At 43.6% G+C, this 13041-nt stretch carries 14 protein-coding genes; 2 read left to right on the top strand and 12 right to left on the bottom strand.

Annotated features, from left to right (window positions below; translation table 11 throughout):
* Positions 1–75: 75 nt before the first annotated feature.
* Both M1F26_RS17825 and M1F26_RS17830 read left to right on the top strand, forming a co-directional pair.
* A complete protein-coding gene (locus M1F26_RS17825; RefSeq protein WP_140171836.1) occupies positions 76–675 on the top strand; it encodes a LysM-like peptidoglycan-binding domain-containing protein in 600 nt (199 codons plus the stop codon).
* 149 nt (positions 676–824) lie between these two features.
* Positions 825–1574 (top strand): CDP-diacylglycerol diphosphatase, encoded by a 750-nt coding sequence (locus M1F26_RS17830; protein WP_318837626.1) that lies wholly within the window; start codon positions 825–827, stop codon positions 1572–1574.
* Between the two features lie 98 nt (positions 1575–1672).
* Here M1F26_RS17830 and rplI read toward each other — a convergent pair whose 3' ends face one another.
* The 12 genes from rplI to hfq form a co-directional block, all read right to left on the bottom strand.
* Positions 1673–2122 carry a 50S ribosomal protein L9 gene (rplI, locus tag M1F26_RS17835; protein WP_004905983.1) on the bottom strand — a complete coding sequence of 150 codons (450 nt, stop codon included), beginning with the start codon at positions 2120–2122 and terminating at the stop codon, positions 1673–1675.
* A 38-nt stretch (positions 2123–2160) separates the two neighbouring features.
* Positions 2161–2388: a 30S ribosomal protein S18 gene (gene rpsR, locus M1F26_RS17840; RefSeq protein ID WP_000135199.1), complete on the bottom strand. Its 228-nt coding sequence runs from the start codon at positions 2386–2388 to the stop codon at positions 2161–2163.
* A gap of 4 nt (positions 2389–2392) precedes the next feature.
* Positions 2393–2710: a primosomal replication protein N gene (gene priB / locus M1F26_RS17845; RefSeq protein ID WP_036958791.1), complete on the bottom strand. Its 318-nt coding sequence runs from the start codon at positions 2708–2710 to the stop codon at positions 2393–2395.
* An 8-nt stretch (positions 2711–2718) separates the two neighbouring features.
* Positions 2719–3114: a 30S ribosomal protein S6 gene (rpsF, locus tag M1F26_RS17850; protein WP_004905988.1), complete on the bottom strand. Its 396-nt coding sequence runs from the start codon at positions 3112–3114 to the stop codon at positions 2719–2721.
* Between the two features lie 155 nt (positions 3115–3269).
* The gene (rlmB, locus tag M1F26_RS17855) at positions 3270–4019 is read right to left on the bottom strand and encodes a 23S rRNA (guanosine(2251)-2'-O)-methyltransferase RlmB (RefSeq protein ID WP_140171838.1); all 750 of its coding nucleotides are present in this window, start codon (positions 4017–4019) and stop codon (positions 3270–3272) included.
* 88 nt (positions 4020–4107) lie between these two features.
* Positions 4108–6570 (bottom strand): ribonuclease R, encoded by a 2463-nt coding sequence (gene rnr / locus M1F26_RS17860; protein ID WP_140171839.1) that lies wholly within the window; start codon positions 6568–6570, stop codon positions 4108–4110.
* 42 nt (positions 6571–6612) lie between these two features.
* Complete coding sequence (gene nsrR, locus M1F26_RS17865) at positions 6613–7035, bottom strand: nitric oxide-sensing transcriptional repressor NsrR (RefSeq protein ID WP_004907407.1); 423 nt, start codon at positions 7033–7035, stop codon at positions 6613–6615.
* Positions 7036–7364: 329 nt separating this feature from the next.
* Entirely contained in the window at positions 7365–8666 is a 1302-nt protein-coding gene (locus M1F26_RS17870; protein ID WP_004907406.1) for an adenylosuccinate synthase, read from the bottom strand.
* Positions 8667–8946: 280 nt separating this feature from the next.
* On the bottom strand, positions 8947–9948 hold the full coding sequence (gene hflC / locus M1F26_RS17875; RefSeq protein WP_140171840.1) for a protease modulator HflC: 1002 nt from the start codon (positions 9946–9948) through the stop codon (positions 8947–8949).
* Positions 9949–9950: 2 nt separating this feature from the next.
* Positions 9951–11156, bottom strand: a complete 1206-nt coding sequence (hflK, locus tag M1F26_RS17880; protein WP_125890706.1) for an FtsH protease activity modulator HflK — start codon at positions 11154–11156, stop codon at positions 9951–9953.
* Between the two features lie 133 nt (positions 11157–11289).
* Positions 11290–12570 (bottom strand): ribosome rescue GTPase HflX, encoded by a 1281-nt coding sequence (gene hflX, locus M1F26_RS17885; protein WP_004906004.1) that lies wholly within the window; start codon positions 12568–12570, stop codon positions 11290–11292.
* A 92-nt stretch (positions 12571–12662) separates the two neighbouring features.
* Entirely contained in the window at positions 12663–12956 is a 294-nt protein-coding gene (gene hfq / locus M1F26_RS17890; protein WP_004906005.1) for an RNA chaperone Hfq, read from the bottom strand.
* Positions 12957–13041 lie beyond the last annotated feature (85 nt).

Here is a 13041-nt window from a genome sequence, read left to right on the forward strand (position 1 = left end):
AAAAAAGCCTAAAAAGGGTGCTAGTATGCGTATTAATACGGTCTAATTTACTCATTGCCTCATCAAGGAGGAGTGATGTTTAAACTTTCAAAATTTCATCGCTATGGTATTGCACTGCTCGCTTTAATTGTCGTGGTCGCTTTTTTTTGGCCTGCAAGCGAAAAATCCCCCAGCGATATTGTTCAAAACCAGCCTATCGTTATCCCACCACCTACTACCCCTGAGGTTGTGCCTGAACCGACTATTACACCGCCGATACCAGAGCCCGTGCCGGCACCTGAAGATAATTCACCTCTTTTACCTACTGAGCCCGAAATTATCCCAGAACCTATTGAGCCTGAACCTAATGACCCTACGACGGTAACATCACCAGAAAAAACGCCTGAGCCCAAAACAACTCGCCCTTCTGCTAATGAATGGCAAAACTACCGAGTACAAAAAGGGAAGACGCTCGCACAACTCTTTCGTGATAATAACTTACAAGCCAATGATGCTTTTATTATGGCTCGCGTTGAAGGGGCTGAGAAGCCACTAAGTAATTTACGCCAAGGGCAAAAAATTCGTCTGAAAGCGAATGCAAAAGGTGAAGTTCAATTATTAGAAACTACTGGCTCTGATGGGAAAACTTATAGTTTCGCGCGGTTAAGTGACGGAAGCTATTACCGTACACCTTAGTTTAAACACCGACTTTAGGGTAGCATCCCGCTACCCTAATACTTAGTCTGAATTTGCACTATTTACCCCCACCTTGACTTAACAATATATAAATTTAGCGATATATAATAAATAGTCTCTCACTAACATGTTAAGCGATAAAAACTATCATGCTAAAGCGCAAATGGATTAACATATTTTTAGGTGTGGCTCTTTTATTACTTATCGTGATTGTTAGCTATATTTCATGGTTCAAGATCAATTCAAATGCGCTGTGGAACATCGTTAATACTCAATGTATTCCATTACTTCCAACAACGCTGCCCTGCTTGAAAGTAGAACAGGAAAAACACTATGTATTATTCAAAGATAAAAAAGGGCCTTTACACAACTTAATTATCCCGACTGAAAAGATCACGGGGATAGAATCTAGCCAATTATTGGAACAACACTCACCCGACTATTTTGCTATCGCTTGGCAAGAAAGGGGCAGTTTGTCACAACAAACAAACCATCCAATTCCTGAACATTTATTGGCCATTGCGGTAAACTCCCAATATGTTCGCTCTCAAAACCAACTCCATATTCATATTGCCTGCTTAAAACCTGAGATAAATAAAACGCTTAATCAACTTTCATCGACAATAACGACACATTGGGCTTCTCTATCTTCTGAACTAGCGGGTCATCATTACTTAGCCAAAAAATTTCCAGAAGGCTCAAACCATATAGAAAATTCGTTTCATCAACTAAACGAATATGTCATCAAGCATCACGATAAAATGGGTAATTTTGGCCTAGCAATGGTACAACTTAAAGATGGTTCTAAGGTATTACTTGCCAACCGTTTGAATTTTGGGGATTTGAACTTAGGTTCTGCGGGTGAATTACTCGACTACCAATGTTTAGCTAATCAATAAATATAAAAATATTGTCTAGAAAATAAAAAAACACCGGACTTAGCCGGTGTTTTTATTCGCATCATGGATAACCCAGTGATGCATATCATCATTATTGATTACTCAGCAACGATGATAACGTTCAGCTCTGCGAAAACATCGCTGTGTAACTGGAAGTGAACTTCGTGGTCACCAGTAGTACGCAGAACGCCGTTTGGCAGGCGAACTTCGCTTTTCGCGATTTGAACGCCAGCCGCAGTAATTGCGTCAGCGATATCACGAGTACCGATTGAACCAAACAGTTTACCTTCGTCACCAGCTTTAGAAGCTAAAGTTACAGAACCCAGAGCAGTAACGGCTGCTGCACGAGCCTGTGCTGCTGCCAGAACGTCAGCTAATTTAGCTTCCAGTTCAGCGCGGCGAGCTTCGAAGAATTCGATGTTTTTCTTAGTCGCAGGAACAGCTTTGCCCTGTGGAACTAAGAAGTTACGAGCATAGCCCGATTTAACGTTAACCTGATCACCCAGGCTACCTAGGTTAGCTACTTTATCAAGCAGAATAACTTGCATTACCTTATCCTCTATTAGTCGTTAATGGACTGTACCAATTACTGATGACGATCAGTGTATGGTAACAGAGACAGGTAGCGAGCGCGCTTGATAGCACGAGCGAGCTGGCGTTGATATTTTGCACGAGTACCGGTGATACGGCTTGGTACAATTTTACCACTTTCAGTGATATAGTTTTTCAGCGTTGCGATATCTTTATAGTCGATCTCTTGAACGCCTTCCGCTGTGAAACGGCAGAACTTGCGACGACGGAAATAACGTGCCATATGGCTAGTCTCCAGAATCTATCAAATCAATCTGCTCGGCATGGAGGACTATCTTGCTAATTCCATTGCGCCCTTGGTGGGTGCTAATGAAACCGCTTACTGTAATCCAACTGCCGACCGTTATACTGTGAGTATGGGCTTGTAAGGTTTGTCCGCTGGCGATAATGGGCATTCTGCACCATGCTTGCCTTGACAGTCCTGCTTCCAGCTGCTGTGAACGATGTTCTAAAACAAACTGGCAATGAGGAATGCCTGACGGGCTCACTTTTCGAATCAATGCTTTACAGACTGTGCCTGTCAACACCAAACGATTAGTGGTCACCTGCGCAATTACTCTTCAGAATCCCCAGTTTCTTCTACTTCTTCATCCTGATATTCATCAGACATGTCACGGCCACGACGTTCGTCTTTAGCTTTGACCATTGGAGAAGCTTCTGTTACTGCGTGTTTTAAGCGCATAACCATGCTGCGGATAACGGCATCGTTGAAGCGGAAGTTAGTTTCCAGCTCATCAATCGCTTCCTGCGGCGCTTCTACGTTCAGAAGAACATAGTGTGCTTTGTGCAGTTTATTGATTGGGTAAGCCAGTTGACGGCGGCCCCAGTCTTCCAGACGGTGAATCTGACCTTGTGCGTTAGTGATAACTGCACTGTAACGCTCGATCATGCCCGGAACCTGTTCGCTTTGGTCAGGATGGACCATAAAAACGATTTCGTAATGACGCATTAGTAGTTGCTCCTTACGGATTATTAGCCTCCTGTCTGGGTTAACCGCGGCCCGCGGAGGCAAGGAACTTATTGAGTGCGGCTAAAAAATTGACGCGTAACTATACCCATCCCTGAGATAAAACTCAAGAGATGGATACCGTTTTACATTAAATATTATTTTTCTACAGAAACAGGTAAGCGCTGACGCACCGCTTCAAATAAACAAACCCCTGTCGCCACTGATACATTTAATGATGACACAGAGCCCGCCATTGGAATGCTAATTAACTCATCACAGTGCTCACGAGTTAATCGGCGCATGCCTTCGCCTTCAGCCCCCATAACCAGGGCTATCGAGCCGGTTAATTTGCTTTGGTATAAATTATGGTCAGCTTCACCTGCTGTTCCCACAATCCATACATTGTATTCTTGTAGCAAGCGCAATGTCCTTGCCAGATTCGTCACACGAATAAGTGGAACATTTTCTGCCGCGCCACAGGCCACTTTTTTCGCGGTTGCATTAAGCTGAGCAGATTTATCTTTAGGAACAATCACAGCATGAACGCCAGCGGCATCAGCGCTACGTAAACACGCGCCTAAGTTATGTGGGTCCGTCACGCCATCCAATACTAATAAAAATGGCGATGGTGTGTTCTCCAATAAATCAGGCAGGTCACCTTCTTGATATTGTTTACCCGGTAATACTTTCGCAATGATACCTTGGTGAACGGCGCCTTCGGTTTGGCTATCCATCCATTGACGGTTCGCCACTTGAACAACAACACCTAACGCTTCGATTTCATGCACCAGCGGCATTAATCGGCGGTCTTCACGACCTTTCAAAATATAGACTTCTTTAATGCGTTGCGGTGAACGCTCAAGTAAGGCTTTCACTGCGTGAATGCCATAAATCATTTCGCTCATAAATTTCTTATTTATTAATATAAATAGTAAAGTGGCGTGTTAGCGCCACTTTGGTTAATAACGATGGTTAATAACTACAGCAAAACCATTATCCCTCTTGTTTTTGGGATTTTTTTGCAACGCGTTTAGCTTTTAATTTTGCTGTAATTTTTCTGGTTTTATCAGAAGGCTTTTTACCTTTTCCTTTCGCCTCTGGCTTAGCCTCAGCTTTTTTTCCTTTTTTATCGGAACGACGAAATGCAGAATCAGGCTCGAAGTTTTTATCTTTACTCGCATCCGCTTTTCGACGAGCTGGGCGTGTAGCATTTTTAACTTCTTGCTTCATTTTGTCCCGCGCCGTTTTGCCCGGGTTTTTCGCTTTACGAGTGGTTGAAATTAATGCGAAATCAATGGTGCGTTCATCCATATGCACCGCTTCAACACGAATTTCCACTTCATCGCCAAGACGGTAAGTGGTGCCTGATGATTCACCAATTAAACGCTGACCGACCGCATCATAACGATAGTAGTCATTATCCAACGTTGAAATATGCACTAAACCATCAATAAATAAATCATTAAGGCGTACAAAGAAGCCAAAGCCGGTCACACTGGTAATTAAACCTGTAAAGGTTTGGCCCACTTGGTCCTGCATGAAATCACATTTCAGCCAGTCAGCCACATCACGCGTTGCTTCATCAGCGCGGCGCTCAGTCATTGAACAGTGCTCGCCAAGCTGTAACATGCTATCCATGTCTGAATGCCAGCCACCGGTTTCCGTCCAGCGTTTATCTGAATGACCCTGTTCTTTCGCCAGTAAATATTTTATCCCGCGGTGTAACGTCAGGTCAGGATAACGACGAATTGGTGATGTAAAGTGAGCATACGATTTCAAACCTAGACCAAAGTGACCGCGATTTTCAGGATCATAAATCGCTTGTTTCATTGATCGTAAAATCATAGTTTGCAGTAATTCATGATCAGGACGTTCAGCCACTTCATTCATTACCTGCGCATAATCTTTCGGCTCCGGTTTCATTCCGCCTGGCAAAGTCAACCCTAATTCACTGAAAACAGAGCGTAAATTCATCACGCTTTCTTCTTTAGGGCGGTCATGCACACGGTACAATGCAGGTTCTTCATTTTTCTCAACGAACCGAGCCGCCGCAATGTTAGCCAAAATCATGCACTCTTCAATCAATTTATGTGCATCATTGCGCTCTACTGGCTCAATACTTTCAATACGTCGCTCCGCATTAAAAATAAATTTCGCTTCTTCGGATTCGAAGGAAATTGCACCACGCTCAATACGTGCAGCATCCAGTGCTTTATATAATTGGTGCAGATGCTCAATATGCGGCACTAAGGCTTTATAATGCTCACGCAGCTCTTCGTCTCCTTCCAAGATTTTCCACACTTTCGTGTAAGTTAACCTTGCATGAGAGCTCATAACCGCTTCATAGAACTTGTATGAAGAAAGCTTACCAGATGCCGACACCGTCATTTCACACACCATACACAGGCGGTCAACACCTGGGTTAAGTGAGCACAGACCGTTCGATAAGACTTCCGGTAGCATAGGAACGACTTGAGATGGGAAATATACCGAATTACCGCGGCTACGCGCTTCTGTATCCAGAGCCGTTTGTGGGCGGACATAATAGCTTACATCCGCAATCGCCACCCATAAGCGCCAGCCACCGCCTTTCTTCGGTGCACAGTACACTGCATCATCAAAGTCACGAGCATCTTCACCATCAATCGTGACTAACGGTAAGTCGCGTAAATCCACGCGCCCTTTTTTCGCAGACTCAGGGACATGTTCACTTAGGTCAGCGACTTGTTTTTCAACTTGTGGTGGCCATGAATGTGGGATTTCATGAGTACGTAAAGCGATTTCCACCGCCATACCTGTGCCCATTGTTTCGCCTAATACTTCAATGATATTCCCCACCGCTTGCGAGCGACGTTGTGGACGAGTGACTAATTCAACCACCACTACATTACCCATTCGAGCGCCAAGAACACGATCTTTCGGTATCAAAATATCAAAGCTTAAACGGCTATCATCCGGTACGACAAACCCCATACCCGATTCAATAAAATAGCGACCAACAATTTGGTTATTACGCGGCTCTAACACACGAACAACCCGAACTTCTGTACGCCCTTTACGATCTTGCCCATAAGGTTGCGCCAAAATAACGTCGCCATGCATGGCGCGTTTCATTTCATCTTGAGATAAATAGTAATCTTCTTTTTTACCATCAACACGTAGGAAGCCGTAACCATCACGGTGACCAATGACTTTCCCTTTTAATAAGTCTAAACGCTCTGGTAATGCATAACACTGACGGCGAGTGAAGACCAGTTGACCATCACGTTCCATGGCTCTTAACCGACGACGTAATGCCTCTAATTCATCTTCTGTCGATAAATTCAATAATTGTGCGATTTCTTCGCGGTTAGCTGGTGCAGTACGCTTCGAGATAAGGTCAAGAATATATTCTCGACTTGGAATTGGGGACTCGTATTTTTCTGCTTCTCTTTCCTGAAAAGGATCTTGTGACATCGTTACCTCCGTTGTCATCAGAATTCATAACTACCGCAAATGCTAGTCAAGCAGTAGTTGATAGAGCGGGCTGTTATCTTTCACCATGTCCGCCAGCGTGTATTGATCAAGTTCTTGTAAAAACTGCTGTATTGCTTGGTGTAGCACACCTTTTAAACGACACGCAGGTGTAATGTGGCAAAATTCGCCACTACAATTAACAAGAGTCAGGGGCTCTAATGCTCTGACAACGTCCCCTATACGAATTGATTCCGCTGGTTGTCCTAGTGTAATCCCGCCATTTTTGCCACGAGTGGCTTTAATATAACCTAAGTGACTGAGCTGATTAATAATTTTTACCATATGGTTACGCGATACACCGTAAACCTCGGTGACCTCTGTAATACTGGTCATTTTCCCTTCACCTAGGGATGCCAGGTAAATAAGAGCTCGTAACCCATAATCTGTAAAACTAGTCAGTTGCACAATCACCTCAAAATTTTAGCTATAACGCTGTTGGCCGCAAATCATTGGCCTAAAAAATGCGACTCATTTTAAAATTCACGCTTGCTATTTCTAACCCAACACATTCAGTTTTCTGAACAAAATATAGCATGCTAATAAATTATATGTCGTTAAATAAAGTTTAACGTATAACACAAGTCAAATATGCACTTAATTGCACATAATTTGCACACAAAAGTGACTTGATTCAATCATTATGGGGAATTTTGACTGTTTTATCAAAGAAGCTGCATAGTGGAAGGAGGTAAAGCAGTAAAAAACTGCGCCTGTATTAGGCGCAGTCAGTGTTATTACTCAACGTCAAATGGATCACGCAGGATCATGGTTTCTGAACGATCTGGACCGGTTGAAATAATATCAACTGGAATACCCGTTAGTTCTTCAACGCGTTTGATGTAATTCAGAGCTGCTTGTGGCAGTAATTCTCTTTGTTTCACACCAAAAGTTGTTTCTTTCCAACCTGGCATTGATTCATAAACTGGCTCTAAGCCATCCCACTCATCAGCAGCTAAAGGCGTTGTTTCAAGCACTTTGCCATCTGGACGACGGTAGCCTACGCAGATTTTGACTTCTTCTAAACCGTCTAAAACATCCAGTTTAGTCATACAGAAGCCTGACAGTGAGTTAATTTGTACCGCACGATTAATCGCAACGATATCTAACCAACCAGTACGGCGTTTACGACCCGTAGTTGCACCAAATTCTTGGCCTTTTTCACGCAGGAACTCACCCACTTCGTCAAACAGCTCAGTTGGGAATGGACCTGCACCAACACGCGTTGAGTAAGCCTTGATGATACCTAATACGTAGTTGACATAGCGAGGGCCTAAACCAGAACCTGTCGCTACACCACCAGCGGTCGTATTTGAAGAGGTTACATAAGGATAAGTACCGTGGTCGATATCTAATAATGTCCCTTGTGCACCTTCAAACATCACTAATTCATTCTTCTGATTTGCTTTATATAGCAGATCAGAAACATCAATTACCATGCCAGTCAGGATATCCGCTACAGCCATAATATCATCTAACGTTTTTTGGTAATCTACAGCAGGTTCTTTATAATAATGAACAAGTTGGAAGTTATGGTATTCAACAATTTCTTTTAATTTTTCTGCGAACGTTGCTTTATCGAATAAATCACCAACGCGTAAACCACGACGAGCAACTTTATCTTCATAAGCAGGACCAATACCACGACCTGTTGTTCCAATCGCTTTGGAACCACGTGCTTTTTCACGCGCATTATCTAGTGCGATATGATAAGGCAGGATCAGTGGGCATGCTTCAGAAAGACGTAAACGTTCCCGAACAGGAACACCGCGGTCTTCCAATTCTTTCATCTCTTTCATTAATGCGTCTGGCGCTAAAACAACACCATTAGCAATAATACTGATGACATTTTCACGAAGAATACCGGATGGAATTAAGTGGAGAACGGTTTTTTCACCGTTTACAACAAGAGTATGGCCAGCATTATGGCCGCCCTGATAGCGAACTACGTATTTAGCACGCTCTGTCAGCAAGTCAACGATCTTGCCCTTCCCTTCGTCACCCCATTGGGTGCCCAGTACGACAACGTTCTTACCCATTTTGAAATACACTCGGTTGCTTAAAAATGAATTCTACCATCAAAAATGAACTGTTCCAGTGATATTTTGGCAATACAAAAATTTTTTTCTGGAAAGCAAGTAAAATGGTATTTTTTATTTCTGCCGTAAACTCAAAATGAATGCCATCAGTTGAGCAGCTCAAATTTTCCCTGAAAAATCCTACACTTAAAACGACAGGCGAAAAAAAGCCCACCGAAGCGGGCTTTTCTTTAATAGATTAACAGTTATTTTGCTAGGTTGCACGCAACTTAACTTGTTATTAATCTGTCGCGCGAAGCTTAGTTGGCGCCTTCATAAAGCGGAAGAAGTCAGTGTCTGGACTCATGACCATCACGTCGTCACCACTCTTAAAGCTCTGTTCATAAGCACGTAAGCTACGAATAAACGCATAGAACTCTGGGTCTTGGTTAAATGCATCAGCAAACAGTTTTGTTGCCATTGCATCACCTTCACCTCGGTAAGTCAGCGCGGTACGCTCAGCTTCAGCCAACGTTTCTGTTACTGTTTTATCTGCAACAGCGCGGATTTTCGTTGCTTCTTCTTGACCTTGTGAACGGTGCTGACGTGCAACTGCTTCACGCTCTGCACGCATACGCGCATAGATAGCCTCAGAAACTTCGTTTGGCAGTTCGATACGTTTAATACGCACGTCAACAACTTCAATACCTAACGCCGCCATACTGTTTGCATTCACAACCAGTGGCTTCAGGTTCGTTTCCTCTTCAACACGTTTTGCGGCATCTGCAATCGCTGCATCCGCTTCTTTGCTCGCGTCGTCGGTTGCGGTACCTTTGTTCAAGGCATCACGGACATCGATAGTCAAACGACCACGTGAGTCAGTAATGATATCTTTCACGCTTAAGCGACCAAACTCAGAACGTAAACGGTCACTAAATTTACGTTTTAATAGGGTTTCCGCTTGGAATGGGTTACCGCCCCCCGTCGCTACATAGTAGCGGCTGAAATCAGTCACACGCCATTTCAGGTAGGAGTCCACCATTAAGTCTTTGTTCTCACTTGTCAGATAGCGGTCGGCTTGAATTTCAAGAGTCTGAATACGTGCATCCAACATTTTCACAGTTTCAATAAATGGAACTTTGAAATGCAGACCTGGCTCATAAATGATCGGCTTGTTTTCAGAATCACGCAGAACCTTACCAAAACGTAAGACAATGCCACGATCAGTTTGAGGAACAATAAAGATAGATGCGTATGCAACTGCCAAAATGGCCAGAACGATAACAATTAGCGATTTACGCATGATTATTGTCTCCCTACTCTAACTGCATCACCACGAACAGCACTGTTTGGCTGAGCGGATGTTGCGCCATTAGATGACGCGTTATTATTTGGCGTCGCCATTCTGGCTGATGGACTGACTTTCGGTGCTGACGTCGCGTTCGTATTAGCGCCACGCATGATTTGATCAAGCGGCAGCACTAACATGCTGTTGCTCTTATCATTTGCAATTACTTTACGTGTATTACCTAATACGCGTTCCATCGTTTCGATATACAGACGCTCACGGGTAATCTCAGGTGCAGCACGATATTCAGGCAACATTTTTGCAAAGCTTGCCACCTCACCCTCTGCTTTGAAGACCACACTAGCTTTATAAGCTTCAGCTTCTTCAATTAAGCGTTGTGCATTACCTTTTGCCAGAGGAAGAACTTCATTTCGATAAGCATGTGCTTCACGAATGGTTTTTTGTTCTTCTTCCCTTGCTGCAATTACATCATCAAACGCTGCTTTAACATCTTCAGGTGGACGAGCCGCTTGGAAGTTGACGTCAAGCAGGGTGATCCCCATCTTGTATGGCGCAATTGTTGCTTCGAGCTCTTTTTGTGTAACATCACGGATAAAAGCACGATTCGTAGTCAGTACTTGCTCCATCGCAGACTGACCGATTACACCACGCACAGCACTATCTAGCGCCTGACGCAGACTATTGTCTGGGTTTGTGACACTAAATAAATATTGCGCAGGGTCGGTAACACGATATTGAACGTTCATTTCAACGCGGATCACGTTTTCATCTGACGTTAACATCATGCCATTTGTCGCTTGTTCACGTACGGTTTCTACGTTGACAGGAATGACCCTATCAATGAAAGTTGGTTTCCAGTTCAAACCAGGCCCAACAACACCACTATATTCACCAAAACGTAATACTACGCCACGGTCACTTTCTTTGATGGTATAGAAGCCTGAACCTGCCCATACAACAACGATAGCAGCAAGAGCTAACATACCTAAACGGCCACTGATTTGTGATGGTTGTTTATTATCACCATCACCACCGCCGCCTTTATTTCCACCAAGCTTGCTGCCTAGTTTACGAAAGAGATCGTCGAGATCATAAGCCCCACGTTTTCGACCACCTTTGTTCCCGCCAGAGTTGCCGCCTTTATTGCCGCTTCCCCACGGATCGCGGTCTTGTCCGTCATTACCGGGCTGATTCCACGCCATGTTTTAGCTCCATTCTTTATGATTGATTTTCAGGGCTAAGAGCGATAGGGCTCTTAATATCAATTCCATTGCCTAACTATATTATTAACGGCCAAATTATTAACGGCCAAAGCATTATTAATAACCAAAGCGATTAAATAACATAGTCAGGTAATTGCTGCTCTTGTTTGCACAGACGCCGCCAATCCACCATTGGCATACGCACCTCAAGGCCAATTGAGCCGTCTTCTTCCTGCCATTCACGTTCGATTGACTGAAGTTGATAGAAACGGCTACGTAAACGGCCTTCATTCGGTGGTAAACGCAATTCAACATGTGCGATTTCACCTGAAAGACGTTCCGTCAATGCCTGTAGCAACAATGGGATACCATCACCCGTTTGCGCTGAAACCCAGACACGAACCGGCTTGTTATCCTCATCTCTGTCAATACGCGGGACAAAATCCTCCAGCATATCAACTTTGTTCATCACTAAAAGTGTTGGTATTTCATCCGCTTCGATTTCTTCTAACACACTTTCAACTGCATGAATATTTTCATCCAAGCGATTGTCAGCTGCATCGATAACGTGCAGCAATAACGTTGCTTCACGTGTTTCTTGCAGGGTTGCTTTAAAAGCTGCAACCAAATCATGGGGTAAATGGCGGATAAAACCCACAGTATCTGCAAGAACGACAACACCAACATCTTCTACATCAATACGACGAAGTGTTGGGTCAAGTGTTGCAAATAACTGGTCAGCAGCATAAACATCAGCGGCCGTCATGCGGTTAAACAAGCTAGACTTACCAGCATTGGTATAACCGACAAGCGAAATAGTCGGGATATCTGCCTTACTTCTCGCTTGACGCCCTTGTTCACGCTGTTTTTCCACCCGACTAAGACGAGATAAGATTTGTTTAATTTTATCTCTTAATAGCCGGCGGTCAGTTTCAAGTTGAGTTTCACCGGGGCCTCGTAAACCAATCCCGCCTTTTTGTCGCTCTAAGTGCGTCCATCCCCTCACTAAGCGAGTCGATAAATGCCTTAATTGAGCCAATTCAACTTGAAGCTTACCTTCGTGTGTACGTGCGCGTTGAGCAAAAATATCTAAAATTACCCCTGTACGGTCAACCACCTTACATTGGCAAATCCTTTCGAGATTACGTTCTTGAGCAGGGCTTAGAGTATGATTAAACAACACCACATCTGCACCACTTTCCTCAACAGCTTGGGCAATTTCTTCTGCTTTACCTTCCCCAACAAAAAACTTTGGATGAGGAGCTTTACGACTGCCCGTGACTATTTGTACTGGTTTTACCCCAGCAGATGTCACAAGTGACTCAAATTCTGCCAGATTATCAACGTCTTTCTCTTGAGAAAAAAAGACATGGACTAATACAGCTAGTTCACCGCCTTCATACCTATCAAACAAGGTGTAACCTCTTAGGCTAAACAATAATTGCAAAGGAAAAACACAGGTACAGTCTCCCTACCCATGCTTTCCTTGTCTTTTAGCGTACAAACTTACTCAGTTACTTCGCCATCTTGCGCTGCAGGGTTACCTGAATGGTAATTACCATTACCAGTGCTACCCGCAGTACCGCTATGATGAGAAACAGGGCGAGCAGGGACAACAGTCGAGATAGCGTGTTTATAAACCATCTGGCTAACTGTGTTTTTTAATAAAATGACAAATTGGTCAAAAGACTCAATTTGCCCCTGCAATTTGATGCCATTAACGAGATAAATAGAGACCGGAACCCTTTCACGACGTAATGCGTTCAGGAACGGATCTTGCAAAGATTGCCCCTTAGCCATTCTATGTTTTCCTTATTTTGTTGTTTTTAAAAGAGAATCTTTTAGATTCCAAAAAGTAACTACTCAAAAATTGCGCTTAACGTTC

The organism is Providencia sp. PROV048 (genome assembly GCF_033688165.1).
GTDB lineage: Bacteria > Pseudomonadota > Gammaproteobacteria > Enterobacterales > Enterobacteriaceae > Providencia > Providencia hangzhouensis.

Excerpts from the sequence above, each read along its gene's own strand:
- M1F26_RS17825 (WP_140171836.1), top strand. The coding sequence starts at position 76 with ATGTTTAAACTTTCAAAATTTCATCGCTATGGTATTGCACTGCTCGCT.
- M1F26_RS17830 (WP_318837626.1), top strand. The coding sequence starts at position 825 with ATGCTAAAGCGCAAATGGATTAACATATTTTTAGGTGTGGCTCTTTTA.
- rplI (WP_004905983.1), bottom strand. The coding sequence starts at position 2,122 with ATGCAAGTTATTCTGCTTGATAAAGTAGCTAACCTAGGTAGCCTGGGT.
- rpsR (WP_000135199.1), bottom strand. The coding sequence starts at position 2,388 with ATGGCACGTTATTTCCGTCGTCGCAAGTTCTGCCGTTTCACAGCGGAA.
- rpsF (WP_004905988.1), bottom strand. The coding sequence starts at position 3,114 with ATGCGTCATTACGAAATCGTTTTTATGGTCCATCCTGACCAAAGCGAA.
- rlmB (WP_140171838.1), bottom strand. The coding sequence starts at position 4,019 with ATGAGCGAAATGATTTATGGCATTCACGCAGTGAAAGCCTTACTTGAG.
- rnr (WP_140171839.1), bottom strand. The coding sequence starts at position 6,570 with ATGTCACAAGATCCTTTTCAGGAAAGAGAAGCAGAAAAATACGAGTCC.
- M1F26_RS17870 (WP_004907406.1), bottom strand. The coding sequence starts at position 8,666 with ATGGGTAAGAACGTTGTCGTACTGGGCACCCAATGGGGTGACGAAGGG.
- hflC (WP_140171840.1), bottom strand. The coding sequence starts at position 9,948 with ATGCGTAAATCGCTAATTGTTATCGTTCTGGCCATTTTGGCAGTTGCA.
- hflK (WP_125890706.1), bottom strand. The coding sequence starts at position 11,156 with ATGGCGTGGAATCAGCCCGGTAATGACGGACAAGACCGCGATCCGTGG.
- hfq (WP_004906005.1), bottom strand. The coding sequence starts at position 12,956 with ATGGCTAAGGGGCAATCTTTGCAAGATCCGTTCCTGAACGCATTACGT.